Annotated in this window: 18 protein-coding genes; 8 read left to right on the top strand and 10 right to left on the bottom strand. The window is 62.6% G+C overall.

Annotation, left to right across the window (positions count from 1 at the left end; all coding sequences use genetic code 11):
- Positions 1-8: 8 nt before the first annotated feature.
- Genes VGD28_RS04745 through VGD28_RS04720 form a run of 6 tightly spaced genes read right to left on the bottom strand, consistent with a single transcriptional unit; the run spans position 9 to position 6,753 of the window.
- On the bottom strand, positions 9-1,358 hold the full coding sequence (locus tag VGD28_RS04745) for an oligosaccharide flippase family protein (protein WP_331027178.1): 1,350 nt from the start codon (positions 1,356-1,358) through the stop codon (positions 9-11).
- Positions 1,355-2,368, bottom strand: coding sequence for a glycosyltransferase family 4 protein (locus tag VGD28_RS04740; RefSeq protein ID WP_331027177.1), 1,014 nt, complete (start codon positions 2,366-2,368; stop codon positions 1,355-1,357). Before VGD28_RS04740 ends, VGD28_RS04745 begins: the two co-directional genes overlap by 4 nt.
- Before the next feature lie 5 nt (positions 2,369-2,373).
- A complete protein-coding gene (locus VGD28_RS04735) occupies positions 2,374-3,429 on the bottom strand; it encodes an acyltransferase (RefSeq protein WP_331027176.1) in 1,056 nt (351 codons plus the stop codon).
- 7 nt (positions 3,430-3,436) lie between these two features.
- Positions 3,437-4,678, bottom strand: coding sequence for a glycosyltransferase (locus tag VGD28_RS04730; protein WP_331027175.1), 1,242 nt, complete (start codon positions 4,676-4,678; stop codon positions 3,437-3,439).
- Positions 4,671-5,816: a glycosyltransferase family 4 protein gene (locus VGD28_RS04725; protein WP_331027174.1), complete on the bottom strand. Its 1,146-nt coding sequence runs from the start codon at positions 5,814-5,816 to the stop codon at positions 4,671-4,673. Before VGD28_RS04725 ends, VGD28_RS04730 begins: the two co-directional genes overlap by 8 nt.
- A gap of 22 nt (positions 5,817-5,838) precedes the next feature.
- Entirely contained in the window at positions 5,839-6,753 is a 915-nt protein-coding gene (locus VGD28_RS04720) for an NAD(P)-dependent oxidoreductase (RefSeq protein ID WP_331027173.1), read from the bottom strand.
- Between the two features lie 581 nt (positions 6,754-7,334).
- On the opposite strand from VGD28_RS04720, the gene VGD28_RS04715 reads away from it, so the two are divergent.
- The 5 genes from VGD28_RS04715 to rfbA all read left to right on the top strand — a co-directional run bounded on the left by VGD28_RS04715 (position 7,335) and on the right by rfbA (position 10,973).
- Positions 7,335-7,496 (top strand): hypothetical protein, encoded by a 162-nt coding sequence (locus VGD28_RS04715; RefSeq protein WP_331027172.1) that lies wholly within the window; start codon positions 7,335-7,337, stop codon positions 7,494-7,496.
- 82 nt (positions 7,497-7,578) lie between these two features.
- On the top strand, positions 7,579-8,151 hold the full coding sequence (gene rfbC, locus VGD28_RS04710) for a dTDP-4-dehydrorhamnose 3,5-epimerase (protein WP_331027171.1): 573 nt from the start codon (positions 7,579-7,581) through the stop codon (positions 8,149-8,151).
- Positions 8,152-8,162: 11 nt separating this feature from the next.
- On the top strand, positions 8,163-9,218 hold the full coding sequence (gene rfbB, locus VGD28_RS04705) for a dTDP-glucose 4,6-dehydratase (RefSeq protein ID WP_331027170.1): 1,056 nt from the start codon (positions 8,163-8,165) through the stop codon (positions 9,216-9,218).
- 1 nt (position 9,219) lies between these two features.
- The gene (gene rfbD / locus VGD28_RS04700; protein WP_331027169.1) at positions 9,220-10,110 is read left to right on the top strand and encodes a dTDP-4-dehydrorhamnose reductase; all 891 of its coding nucleotides are present in this window, start codon (positions 9,220-9,222) and stop codon (positions 10,108-10,110) included.
- Complete coding sequence (gene rfbA / locus VGD28_RS04695) at positions 10,107-10,973, top strand: glucose-1-phosphate thymidylyltransferase RfbA (RefSeq protein ID WP_331027168.1); 867 nt, start codon at positions 10,107-10,109, stop codon at positions 10,971-10,973. Before rfbD ends, rfbA begins: the two co-directional genes overlap by 4 nt.
- Positions 10,974-11,139: 166 nt before the next feature.
- Here the strand turns inward: rfbA and VGD28_RS04690 are convergent, their stop codons facing one another.
- Both VGD28_RS04690 and VGD28_RS04685 read right to left on the bottom strand, forming a co-directional pair.
- Entirely contained in the window at positions 11,140-11,376 is a 237-nt protein-coding gene (locus VGD28_RS04690; RefSeq protein WP_331027167.1) for a hypothetical protein, read from the bottom strand.
- 118 nt (positions 11,377-11,494) lie between these two features.
- Positions 11,495-12,280, bottom strand: a complete 786-nt coding sequence (locus tag VGD28_RS04685; RefSeq protein WP_331027166.1) for a metallophosphoesterase family protein — start codon at positions 12,278-12,280, stop codon at positions 11,495-11,497.
- A 76-nt stretch (positions 12,281-12,356) separates the two neighbouring features.
- Between VGD28_RS04685 and VGD28_RS04680 the strand changes: the two genes are divergently transcribed.
- From VGD28_RS04680 to VGD28_RS04670, 3 genes are all read left to right on the top strand, one after another.
- On the top strand, positions 12,357-13,424 hold the full coding sequence (locus VGD28_RS04680; protein WP_331027165.1) for a M48 family metallopeptidase: 1,068 nt from the start codon (positions 12,357-12,359) through the stop codon (positions 13,422-13,424).
- 85 nt (positions 13,425-13,509) lie between these two features.
- Entirely contained in the window at positions 13,510-13,743 is a 234-nt protein-coding gene (locus VGD28_RS04675) for a hypothetical protein (protein WP_331027164.1), read from the top strand.
- Between the two features lie 196 nt (positions 13,744-13,939).
- Positions 13,940-14,260, top strand: a complete 321-nt coding sequence (locus VGD28_RS04670; RefSeq protein WP_331027163.1) for a hypothetical protein — start codon at positions 13,940-13,942, stop codon at positions 14,258-14,260.
- 69 nt (positions 14,261-14,329) lie between these two features.
- Here the strand turns inward: VGD28_RS04670 and VGD28_RS04665 are convergent, their stop codons facing one another.
- Positions 14,330-14,929, bottom strand: a complete 600-nt coding sequence (locus VGD28_RS04665) for an FKBP-type peptidyl-prolyl cis-trans isomerase (RefSeq protein ID WP_331027162.1) — start codon at positions 14,927-14,929, stop codon at positions 14,330-14,332.
- Between the two features lie 92 nt (positions 14,930-15,021).
- The gene (gene rpsU / locus VGD28_RS04660) at positions 15,022-15,228 is read right to left on the bottom strand and encodes a 30S ribosomal protein S21 (protein WP_010162663.1); all 207 of its coding nucleotides are present in this window, start codon (positions 15,226-15,228) and stop codon (positions 15,022-15,024) included.
- Positions 15,229-15,571 lie beyond the last annotated feature (343 nt).

Below are 15,571 nucleotides of genomic sequence, written 5' to 3'. Positions count from 1 at the left end.
GCCAGTGCTCAGTGCCGGAACACGGCGGCCACAATGCACGCGAGGGCAATGCAGGCGATCGTTTGCGCAACCATCGCAAAGGGCCGAAGTGAATAGCGCGCGATCCCGGCGATCATCAGGCAGGCGGTCGCGAATGCCGATGCCGCCATGACCCAGGCTGCTGCATGAATCCCGCCCTGTGGCAATGCGACCACCAACGCAATCATTGTCAGGAACAGTGTGCTGCCGAGGATCGCAATCCGCGCCGCGATCGCGTCATAGGCAATCAGTTGCACGCCATAGGCGCAGATCAGTACCCGCCCCATCACATAAGCGGCGAACGCCACCCAAAGCATGTTCAGCTCAGCATAGGCGCTGCCGTAGATATAGGTATTGGCGATCGGTCCGCCGATCATCACGCCGGCAAAGGACAGCAGCGCCAGAAGGAAAAATTCGAGATTGAACCGTCGCAGGGTGCGCGCAATTCCCGGATCTTTGCTGTGTACCTGCGCTGACAGCGAGGGGAGATAGAGGTTGGCGTGCATCACGAACAATGGCAATCCGTTCTGCACCAGCCGCGAGCCCGCAACATAGATTCCGATCGCGCGCGCATCGATGAAGTAAGCCATGACGACCACGTCGATATTGGTGATGACGTTGGTCAAAACCGCGTCCAATGCATAGAAGCGTGCGGCCCGCAGAAGCGCCCGTAACCGGCGCAGGCGCATTGCGAATCGCTGCACCATTCCCATCGCTGCAAAGCCGATCGTGGCGTGCCAGGCACCGGTCCCATAGACGATGCGGCTGAGCAGGAACGCCAGGGCGGTGTAGAACAGGTCGTTAGTCAAAATCGCGGCGGCCGCGACCGACGCGACCATCACCCCATAGGTCCACAACGTGGTGCGCAGCTCCATCACGACCCGCCGCTGGATGCGAACCTGAAGGAACAGGATATCGGCGCATGCGTGCAGCTGAAGGCCGATGACCGTCAGCATCACTGCCCACGTCTCCACGCCGGAAAAGCCGGCGAACCACACCCACAGGAAGCAGCCGATGGTGACTGGTATCGACAGCATGATCTTGGCCGCCGTGGCGGCCGCCACCAGCCGCCGCACGTCGCTCGACCGCACGCCCGCGCGGCGCATGACATAGGCGTGAAGCCCGAAATCGGAGACCAGCGACCCGATTCCCGCGATCGAGATTGCCGCGCCGATGACCCCGAAATTGTGCGGGCCGAGATAACGTGCCTGAACGAAGAACGTGAGCAGCCCCCCGCCCATGCGCACGGCCATGGTCAGCAGCATGTAGAGTTGCTGACGCCGCGCGCTGCCTCCCTCGCTGACGGATCCGCGCATCGCGGAATTCAGTCTGCCGATCATCGAGCCCCGGCGGCGAAATCGGCAACGGTCTTGAAATAATCGGCCTTCGACCATCGTTCGGCGTGCTGCGCAGCAGCTTCGGTCAGCGCAGCGGCAGCGGCAGGATCAGCGATCAGGGCTGAAACCGCCCCAGCCATCGCATCGGCATCGCCCGGCCGTATCGCCACGCCTGTCACCCCGTCGATCAGATAGCCTTCGATCCCGGTCACCGCCGTGCCCACTACTGGAACGCGCGCCGCAATCGCGTCGGCCAGACGCGCCTGGCCGGAACTCTTATTCTGCTCGCGAAGCGATACGACATAGACGGTTGCTCGGCGCAACAGCGCGTCATGCGCCTCGGCCGGCAGGTCGCAATAGATGTCGACCCGGCCGTCGGCGTTGAGCGCCTGCACATGGGCGAGGTCGCGACGCCCGCACGCGACCGACAACCGCCATCCGCCACGACGGGCAGCCTCGAACAATGTGTCCCAGTCGCACGCCGCCCGACCGGAGGCGAATACGCTGGACGGATCGTCCTTGCCGGGCGATGGAAGCTCGCTCGCCCGGCCCCAGCCCGACAATGGCCAAGGGATGAGCTTGATCCGGTCGCACGCAATGCCATATCGATCGGCGAAGCTCTCGCGCTCACGCGCCGTCATCACCTGCAGCGCGACCACCGTCGCGCGCATCGCTGGCGCAAGAATGAACCGACAGAACAACTCATAGGCAAAACGGACCGGCGCGCGCTGGCCGGCGATATCGAAATCGATGCATTCGAACAGGATGGCCGGCTTTCGCCTGGTCAGCGCATTGACGATGCAGAACAGCCGGCCATAGGTGTACCAGTTCGGCGCCACCGCGGCATAATCGCGCATTAGGTGCAGCAGCAACAGGCCGCGCAACCAGCGATTACCCAGCCAGTGCGCCGCGCGCGCTGCGCCCAGCCGCTCGCGCGCGACGGCCTCGAAGTCGTCGACGACGCCGGGCAGCTCGCGGGCATACCAGAAGTCGCAAAGAATAGGGGCTGCCACCCGGCTCACCCCGCCACTATCGCAGCCTGACGGCGCCGTGTCCGCGCGGCCAGCCAGCGCGAGACGGGCTTTTCCACCAGGCTATGAAGGATCGCCGCCATCGCCAACGAGATCATTACGCTGAACGCCACAGACAGCCAGGGCAGGACGAACCCCAGCTTCGCCAGTGCCACGGGCGCGATCGGCGCAACCATCGGATGGATGAGGTAGAGCGCGTAGGATGCGTTGCCAAAATACAGCACCCAACGCGGTATCCGCGGCGGCGCGCGCAGATCGAGCCAGACCGCCCCCGCGATGATCGCCAAGCTTGGCAAACCGTACAGGACGCTGCGCGGCACGGCCGTTGTATCGAGCGAGAACAACAGCGCGACGAAGCCCGCGATGATCAGTCCGACCGATAGCGCCGGTGGCACTGTCCATCCCTTGGCATAGCGCGCCAGAAGCATGCCGAAAAGGAATTCGAGCACGATGTCGTTGAGGTAAAATTGCAGCGCATGCGTCCGCGACGCAATCATCAGGCTGCCGACCGAACAGACCGCAAGCACCGCTGCGATAAGGACGAACGGGCGTCGCGTCGCGAACAGCGCAAACGCGAACACCGCATAGAAGAACATCTCAAAGTTGAGCGTCCATCCGACGCCGAGCAGCGGTTCGAGCGCACCGTCGGAATTGAATGCCGGGATAAACAGATAGGAGGTGACGATCGCATGGCCGCTGAGTTCGGCGTGCAGCGCTGCTGCCGGCACCAAGAGCATCGCTACGATCTTAAGCGAGGTGGCTAGCCAGTAAAGGGGCACGATACGCTCGATCCGGCGCCGGACGAAGATGCGCCAGCCCTGAGGTTCGCCAATCAACGAGCGCGAACTATGCCACATCACGAAGCCGCTGATGACGAAGAATATGTCCACGCCGCGCGCGCCTGCGGGCCAAATCGGAAACGCCGCGATCAGCCGTTCGTGCGCATAGAAGGTCGCGTGCGTAATCACGACCAGCAGCGCCGCGACGAAACGCAGCGCCTGAATCGTATCGAAGCGGGACTTGTCCGGCGCCGGCACCTGCACCGCACCATCAGCACAGGCTATCATAGAGACCTCGCATAGCCCGGTAATAGCGGTCGGGGCCGAATTGGTCCCGCACGAACTGCTGGCAGCGGCCGCCCATCGCCGCCAGCTCTTGTGCAGGCATCGCCCATAGCTCAGCCATGCGCGCAGCAAGATCCTCGGCCGAACCGGGCGTGAAGCTCCAGCCGGTCGCACCTTCCTCGATGAACTCGGGAATGCCGCCGATGCGCGAGCCGATGAGCGGCTTGCCGAAATTATAAGCCTCCAGCACGCTCATCGGGCCATTTTCATACCACTCAGATGGCAGTACGATGGCGCGTGCGCGCCGTACCGCGCCCCATAGGGCATCGCCTGATAGGAAGCCGAGCATCTCTGCCGGCGCGCCAGACGTTGCGATCACGTCGCGCACCGAGGCTTCCGACGGGCCGATCCCGGCGATGCGGACGGGCACGCCCGACGTCGCAGCAGCGCGAACCAGCGTCTCGACTCCCTTTTCAGGCGCGAGCCGCCCGAAGTACAACAGATAGTCGCCGCTGCCGTCGCTCTCGGGCGCGGGCGGCAGCGCCGCGAAATTGGGGATATGGACCAGCATCTCGGCCGGCCAGCCCCATTCGATCAGCTTGTCGCGATAGAAGTTGCTCGGCGTGACGATGCGGTCGATATGCCGGCGATACAAATCCAGCGCCTTGTGCACCGCGGATTCGGCCATGATGACCGTGCTGGCGGCCAAACTGTTCTTGATGCAGCGATGGAGCGCTACGTTCCACACGCGCCCACCCTTGCATCGCTCGCAGACGCCCGCGCCGTTCATCATCTTGTAGGCGGGACAGGCGAGCTTGAGATCGTGCGCGGTCAGCACTACCGGGATGCCGCGCCGCTTGAGCTCTATCAGTACTGAGGGCGATTGATGGTGATAGATATTGTGGACATGCGCGATGTCGACGCGGTGCGCGTCGAGCAGGCCGGCGATCTTCGCCCGCGCTTCGGCCGAATAGATGATCCGCGCCGCACCGCGCAGCTTCGCGCCGAGCCCGCGCGCGCCGGCGTAGTCGATCTCGTCCGCGAACCAGCGGCTTTGCGCGCAGGGAAGGTTCTGCGGATGATGCATGGCGTAGAACAGGTTGTTCCAGCCATGCGATTCCATCAGCGCGGCGTGGTCGAAATAGACGGCATCGGCACCGCCGCGCCGGTAGTGATACGCATTCAGCGACAGGAGCGTGGGCCGGCGGCCGCCCGCCGTGTCAGGCATTGGCCCGCGCCCGCGATGCGCCGTCGGTCGGCGCGCGGCCAGCGAAAAGTTCGATATGCTGGTCTGTCACCGCGTCCCAGCTGAACCGCTTGCGGATATCGGCCTGGGCGGCGGCGGCACGATCGCGCAATGCGACTGGATCATCGATCGCAGCTTGCAGCACGCGTGCGATATCGTCGATGTCGCCGACCCGGAAATAGGTTCCATTGTCCCGCAGGCTGAAGCGATTCTGGGGGATGTCGCTGCAGATCACCGGCGCACCGACATAGGTTGCCTCCAGGATCACCGGCGACAGCCCCTCGATCGATGAAGGTTGCACATAGGCGAAGGACTGCCTCATCAGCGCATGAATCTTCGCCCCGTAGAGGAAGCCCGGCATGACGATCCGCGGATCCAGAGTCGCGCGCACATCCCTCTCGTAGGGCGACGGGTTGGGCGAACCGCCGATCAGGACCAGCTTCTTGGCCGTCTTCAGCCGCTCGAACGCCGGCACCAGCCAATGCAGCCCCTTGTCCGGGATGAACCGCCCGACGAAGAGGAAATATTCGCCTGGCACCAGCCCCAGTTCCTCCACCACCAAAGCCGCCGCCGGATCGAGCGTGACATCGGCCCCGAACGGAATGAAGTCGTAAGTACGCGAGAAACGCTGCTCGAATTCCTCGCGCGCGAACACATTGTCGAAGATCACGGCATTATGCACCCGGCTCGTCAGGAACGAGGACAGGAACAAGTACAGCTTGGCGTACCATGGCCACTTGTCCCGCTTCCAGTCGATGCCGTCCTGGCTGAGATAAGTCTTCTTGCCGAACAGTCGCAGCACCGCCGCGAAGATCGAATTGCCGCCGTTCTGGATATGCACGACGTCCGCCCGGTTATGGCGGATGATGTCCCATGTGACCTTCGCGGAATGGAGCAGCGTGTCGAAGCCGGCCCACTTCACCGTGCGGAACGAGCGCACCTCTAACCTTGGGCGCTCAAACGGCGCGGGCTGCGCCTGATCGGGATAGAGCCGGTTATACGCGACCACCTGATGACCGCGATCGGCGAGCCGAGGCAGCAGCTCGAGCGCGAATTTATCCGCGCCCGCGCTGCCGTCCGTCGGAGGAAAACTACGAAATCCGAATGCCGCGATGCGCACGCTGCCCCCTGCGTTCCGTCGATCAATAATTGGGAGCGAAGGACTTCACGTACTCCGCGTAGTAATCACGGATATACTCCTCCAGCGACACGCGCCAGTCGCGCATCAGGTTCATGCCCCGCAGGTCAAGCTTATAGTTGACCAAACGCTCCGAAGGCGGGCGTGCCGCGAAATATTCCTTAGCAAAATAGTCGGACGACACCGACTGAAGATCGATCTCGCCGTCGATCTTGAGGATCTTGAGAAGCTCCGCCGCAACCTCGAACCGGCCGGTCTCCCCGCCGCAGACCATATTATACAGGCCGTAATGCTCGCTCCTGATCAGCGCGTGTAGATTATTCGCGAAGTCGATGGTGTAGGTCGGCGTGCCGAGCTTGTCATCGACGACCTTGATCTCCTTGGCACCCGCCTTGAGCTGCTTGAGGATCTTCGAGATGAACTTCTTGTCCTTGGCCGGACCGCCGCCCATCATCCAGCCGGCGCGGCATATATAATATTTCTCGACGCGGCGCTCGACGAGCAGCTCGCCAAGATATTTCGAACGGGCATAGACGCCGAGTGGGTTGGGCTGGTCCCAGTCATCATAGGTCAGCTGCTCGCCGTCGAAGATGCCGGCGGTCGAGATATAGACCATCGGCAGGCCGTGAGCATTGGCGATTGTCGCGGCGTTCTCGACGGCAAGGGTGTTGGTACGATAAGCATCGTCGGCGTTCCGCTCGCAATATTCCAGATCGGTGTGCGCGCCGAGATGGAACAGAATGTCGGGCTGGAACGCCTCGACCGAAGCCTTGTACTCGTCGAAGTTGCGAAAATCCGTATATTTTAGCCAATCCGCATTGAGATCGATATCGGTGCAAAGAAGTTCATGCTCCTGGCCCAGCACCTTGTGCATGGCCTCACCCAGCATACCACCACAGCCAGCAATGTAGATCTTCATTCTATGCCTCTTCATTTAGCGGTGCCCCGATGCATCCATCATGTTCAGATTTGCCCAACAAGATGCCCTGTCACGCAGTCGCCGCGGTAATATATCGAAAGTTCACGAATCTCGTTTGTGATCATCGAGGCCGCAAATGTCCTCAGCCACGCCGCATTGCAACCGGATTCGCACAGCTCGGCGCCTCCCGCCCAACCGTGGCGTCCTCTAGGTTGCGTTGATAAAAGCCCCCAATCATAGGCGAGTAGCGGCGAGATTGAGGAAGCCACTGGCGAGAGAGAGCCTTGCCGTAGCGAGGCGATGCCCCGCTGTTGTTTGAGCTTGCCGAACATGCGTTCGATGCCGACAAACCCCGCGACCGCCAGCCGCCCCTCCCAAAGTATCAAAAGTATCAGAAGCCGAGCCGTTGGGAATCCCCTTTGCCAACACCGCGAAACGCCCGCCTGTGCGTTGCACAATTCTATTCTGCCATGCTTCGATTGACCGTGCGGCACATGGCGAAGTGCCTGCGCCGAGCACGATTCAGGCTGGCCCCCTGATTTCTGCTCGTGTAGTCGGTCGGGAGTCCCCGGGGGGAACCGATGAACGATATTGAGAAGTCCGACTTCTATCAGCGTCTGATGGCGATGTGCGAAGAAGCCGTTGCGATGGAGCAGTTGGAGCGGTCGAGAGCCAATCTCGAGCGGGAGATCGCCCGGGCCCGTCAGCCCATGGGCGGCGCCGAGGTCGAATTCGCAGATTAATCCAGTTGCAGCAGAGGGCTGGGCGCACGCTGCCCGTCGCCTAGATTGCATATCCAAAGTTCAGTGGCTATCGCACCGCTCTATGTCCCTCAACCCTGTGCAGCTCATCGAACCCCGCCGATTCGGCGACAGCCGGGGCTGGTTCACCGAAGTCTACAGCGAGCCGGCCTTTGCCGCACGCGGGATCGATTGCCGTTTCGTACAGGACAATCATTCGCTATCAGTTCCGCAGTTCACGTTGCGGGGCCTTCATTTCCAGACACCGCCGCACGCGCAAGACAAGCTGGTACGTTGCGTCCGCGGCCGCATCTTCGATGTGGCGGTCGATGTGCGCCGAGAATCCCCAACCTATGGCCAGTGGGTCGGAGCCGAGCTTTCAGCCGAAAACGGGCATCAGCTGTTCATTCCGGTAGGCTTCGCGCACGGCTTCTTGACGCTCGAGGAAAATTGCGAAGTCACCTACAAATGTTCGGACACCTACGCCCCGGACAATGACGGCGGCATCCGCTGGAACGATCCTGCAATCGCGATCGCCTGGCCGGTCCCCGCCGGAGTCACGCCGGAACTGTCGGCGAAGGACCGGATCCAGCCGTTGCTTGCCGATTTCGACAGTCCTTTCCCGTATGACGGGCGCCCGCTCACACCGCTTAGCTGAAGGTCCACCTCATGCGCATTTTCGTCACCGGCGGCGCCGGGTTCATCGGCTCGGCGCTCGTTCGTCATCTCATCGAAAACACGTCTCATGAAGTGCTCAACTTCGACAAGCTGACTTATGCGGGAACGCTCACCTCGGTCGAGCGCGTCGCGAACAGCAACCGTTATCGATTTGTCCAGGGGGATATCTGCGATGCGGAGGCGGTCCGCGCCACCATCGCCGAGTTCAAACCCGATATCGTCACGCATCTTGCAGCCGAAAGCCATGTCGACCGCTCGATCGACGGACCCGGGGCATTCGTGCAGACCAACGTCGTCGGCACCTATACCATGCTCGCCGAAGCCCATGCCTACTGGCTCGGCCTCGACGACGCCCAGAAGGCGGCGTTTCGCTTCCATCATATCTCGACCGACGAGGTCTATGGATCGCTGGGCGAGACAGGGCTGTTCACCGAGGACACGCCCTACGACCCCCGCTCGCCCTATTCGGCATCCAAGGCGGGTTCGGACCATCTCGTCAGCGCGTGGGGACATACGTTCGGTCTGCCGGTGCTCATCACCAATTGCTCCAACAACTACGGCCCCTATCACTTTCCCGAAAAGCTGATTCCGTTGATCATCGTCAGGGCGCTCGCCGGCGCCGACCTGCCGGTCTACGGTAAGGGCGATCAGATCCGCGACTGGCTGTATGTCGAGGATCATGTCCGCGCACTGCAGCTCGTGTTCGAAAGGGGCACGCCCGGACGAACCTACAATGTCGGGGGAAACAACGAGAAGCAGAATCTGGAGGTCGTCCGCACCGTTTGCGGCCTGCTCGACCGGATGGAGCCGCGCGCCGACGGCAAGCCCTATGCCGACCAGATCACCTATGTCGCCGACCGTCCGGGTCACGACAAGCGCTATGCAATCGATGCGAGCCGCATCAGGGATGAACTCGGTTGGGAACCCGCCGAGACCTTCGAGACAGGGATCGAGCGCACCGTACGCTGGTATCTCGACAATCGCGATTGGTGGAAGACGATCGTCACCGAGCGACAAGCCGACCAGCGCCGCGGGCTGGCGCGCTGACATGAACCACGCGGTTCTCGTCACTGGCGGCCGTGGCCAACTCGGCGCTGAGTTGCAGCGCCTGAGCTGGCCGGAGGGCTGGGAAGTCGTCGCGACCAATGCCGAGGACCTCGATCTGCGCGACACCGCGGCGATCCAGGCCAAGGTGGCCGAGCGCCCTTGGGCGGCGGTGATCAATGGCGCGGCATATACCGCCGTCGATAAGGCGGAGAGCGACGTCGTCACCGCCTGGGCAGTCAATGCCCTGGCGCCCGCAGCCTTCGCCGAGGCGTGCGCCAGGGCAAACATCCCGCTGATCCAGGTCTCGACCGACTATGTTTTCCCAGGCCACCGGCAGGGCGCATGGGAAGCCGATGACGCGGTCGATCCGCTCAACGTCTATGGCGCGTCCAAGCTCGGCGGTGAGTTGGCGGTGCGAACCAGCGGCGCACGCTTCGCGATCGTGCGGACCGCGTGGGTAGTCAGTGCGCATGGCAACAACTTTATCAAGACGATGCTACGCGTCGGTGCCCAGAACGACACCCTGCGGGTGGTCGATGATCAGACGGGAAGCCCAACCAGCGCCGCTGATCTCGCTGCCGCGCTGGCGACGATCGCCGTGCGGTTGGCGCAGGACGACGCCGCGCCGACCGGAACCTTCCATTTCAGCAACGCCGGCCTCACCAGCTGGGCCGGCTTCGCGGCCGAGATCTTTCGCCAAGCGTCTGTGCGCGGTGGGCCGAACGCGACGGTCCAGCCGATCTCGACCGCGGAATATCCCACGCCGGCGCGGCGTCCGGCGAATTCACTGCTGTCGCACGACGCGATCCGCGCCGCCTATGGCATCTCACCCCGGCCCTGGCAGGAAGCGCTGAGCGACATTCTCGATGAACTGATCGGAGCCGACGCATGAAGGGGATCATTCTGGCCGGCGGATCCGGCACGCGACTGCATCCGGCGACACTGGCGGTGAACAAGCAATTGCTGCCGGTCTATGACAAGCCGATGATCTACTATCCGCTGTCGGTTCTCATGCTGGCGGGCATTCGTGAAGTATTGATCATTTCGAGCCCGGAGTATGTGGGCAAGTACCGCGATCTGTTCGGCGATGGCTCGGCAATCGGATTGACGATGAGCTATGCCGAGCAGCCGAGTCCGGATGGTCTTGCCCAGGCCTTCACGATCGGCGCCGATTTCATTGGAAACGACAATGTCGCGCTGGTTCTAGGCGACAATATCTTCTTCGGCGCGCATCTTGGCGATCTGCTCGACAATGCAGTGCAGCGCACGAACGGGGCGACGGTCTTCGCCTATCGCGTCGAGGATCCCGAACGCTATGGCGTGGTCGAGCTCAACGGCGATGGCCGCGCGCTCAGCCTCGAGGAGAAGCCGGCCGAACCGAAGTCCAACTTGGCGGTGACCGGTCTCTATTTCTACGATAATCGCGTGGTCGAGTTCGCCCGCAACCTCAAGCCGTCCGCCCGCGGCGAACTGGAAATCACCGACATCAATCGCCTCTACATGGAGGCGGGGAACCTCTATGTCGAGCAGATGGGTCGCGGCTATGCCTGGCTGGACACCGGCACGCATGACAGCCTGCTCGAAGCGGGGGAGTTCGTTCGCACCCTCCAGCATCGCCAGGGCATCCAGATCGCTTGCCTAGAAGAAATCGCGTATGAGAAGGGCTTCATCACGGCCGAGCAGGCGCGCGCGCGCGGCGAAGCGCTCAAGAAGACAAGCTATGGCCAAGCGATTCTAAAAGTCCTGGAACAATAGGAGTAGCCAGCCCCTGCTGGCTCGTCCCGGCCGTCCGCCGGCAGAGATATGCCTCGATGATCCGGCGTCGCCGTGCCTTACAAAACCCGCCTTCTACTGAGCTCAACACAAAAAATGGCGGTGTCCGTCGGGACACCGCCATTCTCAAATCAAAGATGCCGCAGCCTTACTGGCTATCGGGCGTATCGTCCTCGTCGACGAGCACAAGCACGCCGCCGATGACCGCGGCGACTGCGATCAGCGGAATGATGAAGCCGCCAGCGGCTTCGTTCGACTCGCCAGCTTCGGTCGAAACGCGGGCCTGGCTGCTCGACAGCGACAGCTTCGAGGCCGAATTGGCCAGCGCCGGCGCAGTTGCAAGCGAGCACGCCGCAATAGCCATCAAAGTTTTCGCGAAACGCATCTGGTCAACTCCCTTTTTCAGCACATTCTATAATCGACCGCTCGTCTATTGACGCCGGCGGTGTCGCGAGCGTTAGACCTCGATGTCTCTATCCTACGCCCTCATCGGTGGCAAGGCGTTAAAAACTCGTGTCTGCGGCCCCTGTTTGCAGCACCCAACGCCGGTCGCTTTCAAAGCCCATGGCGGTAAGCCTGCCACTCGCAAACGCGCCAGTATCAATTCCGATCCGCCAGCGCTTCTCCTCCACTTCCTCCGTGATCGAATGACCGTGGACGATGATTTTCTCCAATGCCCCGCGATGGTTGAGAAACTCGTCGCGAATCCAGCGGAGCGTGCCCGGGACTTGGTTTGCCAACGGCACGTCGGGGCGGATGCCGGCATGAACGAAGGCGAAGTCGCCGATTTCGATCAGATCCTCAAATCCGTTGAGGAAATCGATATGCGCTTGCGGGACCCGTTGGCGCAGAAGCGCGGCCAGCAAGTCATAATCGGCGGCGCGATACTCCTCTTCGGTGATGCCGTAGCTCAGCACGGTCTGCTTGCCCCCGATCCGGAGGAAGAAAGGTAACGCGCCCTTCTCGCCAGCGAGCGCCTTGAGGAATACTTCCTCATGGTTGCCGAGCAGGAAGCGCACACGGTCGGTGCGTTTCGACAGGTCGAGAAGCCGCTGCACGACCTGCGCCGAGGCCGGACCGCGATCGATCAGATCACCCAGGAAGATGACGGTGGTCACGGCCGGCATGCGGTCCGCGTCGTCACCTTCGATCCGCCCCAGAATATCGTCGAGCAAGTCCAGGCGGCCATGAATGTCGCCAACTGCGTAAATGCGCGACCCGGCCGGAACCGCGCCCGAGGGCGCGAGGGGCAGATTGCCCTTGAAGGTTGAAAGAATACGACGAAGCATAGCAGCGGGCCGTTAGCAGGTGTCGCAGCGGGCGGCTACGCTTTCGCATGCAACCCGGATCGTCCATAGCGATTCGATGATGCGCGCGTTTCGAAATTCCGCATGGTGCGCCGCGTGGTTAGCGGCGCTCGCACCAGCGCCGCAGGCCGTGGCACAGTCCGGCGATTCCACGGGCTGGGAAATGCTGCGCAGGGCGGACCTTCAACTGGCGTCGATCGGGTTCCGACTCAGCGTTGCCGCCGCGCCGCTGTGCGACCGGCTCGAGCCGGGCCTAGGCATCCAGTTTCACACGCTTGCGCAGTATATGCCGGATGCGCGGACGCAGGTTCGCGCCCATTTCCGCTTCTCCGGCCCGGTCGCGGTGGAAGGGGTCGTTCCGGATAGCCCGGCCGCTCGTGCGGGAATCGAGGCAGACGACACCGTCACCGCGATCAATGGCGTGCCCATAGCGGACGAGCCGAACGGGCCAGCTTCGACTGCCCGGCTCGCCGGATTGCACGCGCAGCTTGCCCGACTGCCGCCCGCAACGCCGATCGAATTGACGCTGAACCGGTCCGGGCGCGAACTACGGAGACGCGTCGTCCCTCTTCCCGCCTGCTTCTCGCGTTACGAATTGCGAATCGACGATGACTTCGACGCGCGCGCAAATGGCGAGCTCGTTCAAGTCACCTCAAAGTATCTGGAAGCGGTCGATGCGAACCTGCTGCCCGCCGTGATCGCACATGAGCTTTCGCACAATATTTTGCAGCACAGGGCGCGATTGTCGGCCGCGGGAGCGCAGTTCGGCATTGCTTCGGGCCTGGGCCGCAATCTCGGACTCTTCCGGCAAACCGAGATCGAAGCCGACATTCTGGCAGTCCATTTGCTCGCCCGTGCGGGGTATTCCCCGGCCCTCGCGGCGCGGTTCTGGCTTGAGGCGGGTCCCAAGCTTCTCGCCGGGAAGATGCGCAGCCGGTCGCATCCGCCGTTGCGCGACCGGGTGGCGATCGCCGCTGCCGAAGCAGCCCGATTCGAGGGCGCCGCCGCCGTCCCTCCACCCGCCTTCGTTGCAGCGCGCAACACGGCGCTGAACGGCAATTGGCAGCAGTATCTGAAACCAGTTCGTGCGCGGGAGAAACAGGAACGGAGTCCGCCAGAGAACTAAATGCTTGTCTTTTTGCTGCACTGCAATAAAGTCATCTTGAGCTGTTATAGCGCAGCTCGCCCAAACTGAGGAAGGGAGGTTCAAGATGCGTCTTGCCAAGGTTGTCATGGCCGTTGCAGCCTGTTCGCTGGCGGCCCCCGCCCTTGCGGCTTCGTCGGCGTCCAAGCTCTCCATCACCGGTGCCGCAGCCGAGCGTGCGTCGACGGTTATAGGGGAATCGAATGAAGCGGTCACCGGCTTCCTGATCCCGGCGATCGCCGTTCTCGTGATCGTCGGCGGCGTCCTGATCCTCTCGGACGACGATTCGGACAGCAACTGAATCGATCCAATTCCAAGCTTAATGACGAAACGGCGGCCGTTGGGTCGCCGTTTTCTTTTCCGGATCTGCCCCGCCAGTACGCGCTCCGAAACACGCCGAGCCGCAAGCAATGCTCGCCACGCCTGCCGGAACGTCGGCACGACCCCTAGGGGGGCGGCGGGACGGACGTGTGACAAGAATGGAGAATATCCCCGCAATGCTCTTCTACGCAATGTTCAAGGAAGCGATCGCCGACGACACCGGCCTCGCGAACACGATCCTGCACATTCATGCTGGAATGCTGATCCTGATGGCCGCGCGCATCGCCACACGCCGCTCGCTGGGAACCTTCGTGCCGTTCACTGCGGTCTTTGTCCTCGAACTGGCGAACGAGATCATCGACCGGGTGAATCACGGCAGCTGGCGGTGGGACGATACGGCCAGCGATGTCGTCAACACGCTGTTCTGGCCGTTCCTGCTCAGCCTTGCGATCCGGCTTCGACCGATGACGCCAACAGTCCCGGCTACCGCGCCCTAGGATGAGGATTCGAAAAGAAACGGGCGGGAGCAAGGCCCGCTCGTTTCTTTCTGAGCTTCAGCGCCTCGCTCAGCGACCCTGCGGCGGGCCGCCGGGGGCGCCGCCCTGCTGCATCTGCTGCTGCATCATCTGCTGCATCATCATCTGCTGGATCACGGCGGCGGGGACGAGGTTCTTCATCTCGACGTCGAAGATCAGGATATCGTCGGCCAGCTCGTGCTGCGCATTCGGATCGGCGCCATAGCCGAGGTTCGGCGGCAGCCAGAAACGATAGCGTGCGCCCTTGCGCATTAGCTTCACGCCTTCGGTGAAGCCGGGGATCATCGGCTGACCGATCTGGAACTGCATAGGCGCGCGCGGCTGGAATTCCTTGCCATCGCGCTTGATGCCGTGGATCTCGAGCTCGACGCCGTCATTGTCGGCCGCGGTCGCGCCCTCGCCGGGCTCGATCACTTTGTACTGCAGACCGCTCGCGGTGGTCTGCACCCCCGCCTGCTTCTTGTTCCAGGCGAGGAAATCCTCGTTCGAATAGGCTGCGACGGCCGCCGTGCGCGTCCCGACCCAGGCAAGCGCGACCGCGCCGGCCACCGCGAGCGCGATCCCGACCCAGAGCCAGACGAGATAGCTGCGCTTGGTCGGCGGAATCGGCACGGCGGTGACGGACGACATGGATCAGCTATCCCGGGTTGCCGCGCGCGGCGCGCGGCGGAAAGTCACAAAGGTCGCACTCCCACGCGCGCACGCGGGAGTGGCGCGGCACCTTAACGGGCGCCGTCGCGCTCCATGCGCTTGCGCTCGAGCTTGCGCGCGCGGCGGACCGCGGCGGCGCGCTCGCGGGCACGCTTCTCGCTCGGCTTCTCATAGTGACGGCGCAGCTTCATCTCGCGATAGACGCCCTCACGCTGCAGCTTCTTCTTGAGCGCCCGCAGCGCCTGGTCGACATTATTGTCGCGAACGATAATCTGCATAAAAGCCGTCTTGCCTCCTTCAAATATTGCCCCAACCGATCGGGCGGTGCCCGGCTACAAGGCCGAATCCATCGGGACCTCGATTTCGCAGGGCGCTAAACATTGTCCGCAAGCGCCCGTGGGGCGTGCGGAGGCGGCCCCTTAGCAGCGGCTTCCTTCCTTTTCAAGGCGCTGGCAATTGCCCCTCACACGACGAACCGTTGGTCTTGCGGGACGGAAACAGGAACGACCCTGACCATAGTTATCGGCGATTAACCTTCCGACCGGTATAAAGGCCCGCATGCAGAGCGAGGGGAATAATCCATTGAATCGTAGGGAAATGTTGCGTCTTGGTGCGGCCGGG

The organism is Sphingomonas sp. (genome assembly GCF_036402235.1).
GTDB lineage: Bacteria > Pseudomonadota > Alphaproteobacteria > Sphingomonadales > Sphingomonadaceae > Sphingomonas.
This window is presented reverse-complemented; position numbering and strand designations above follow the sequence as displayed.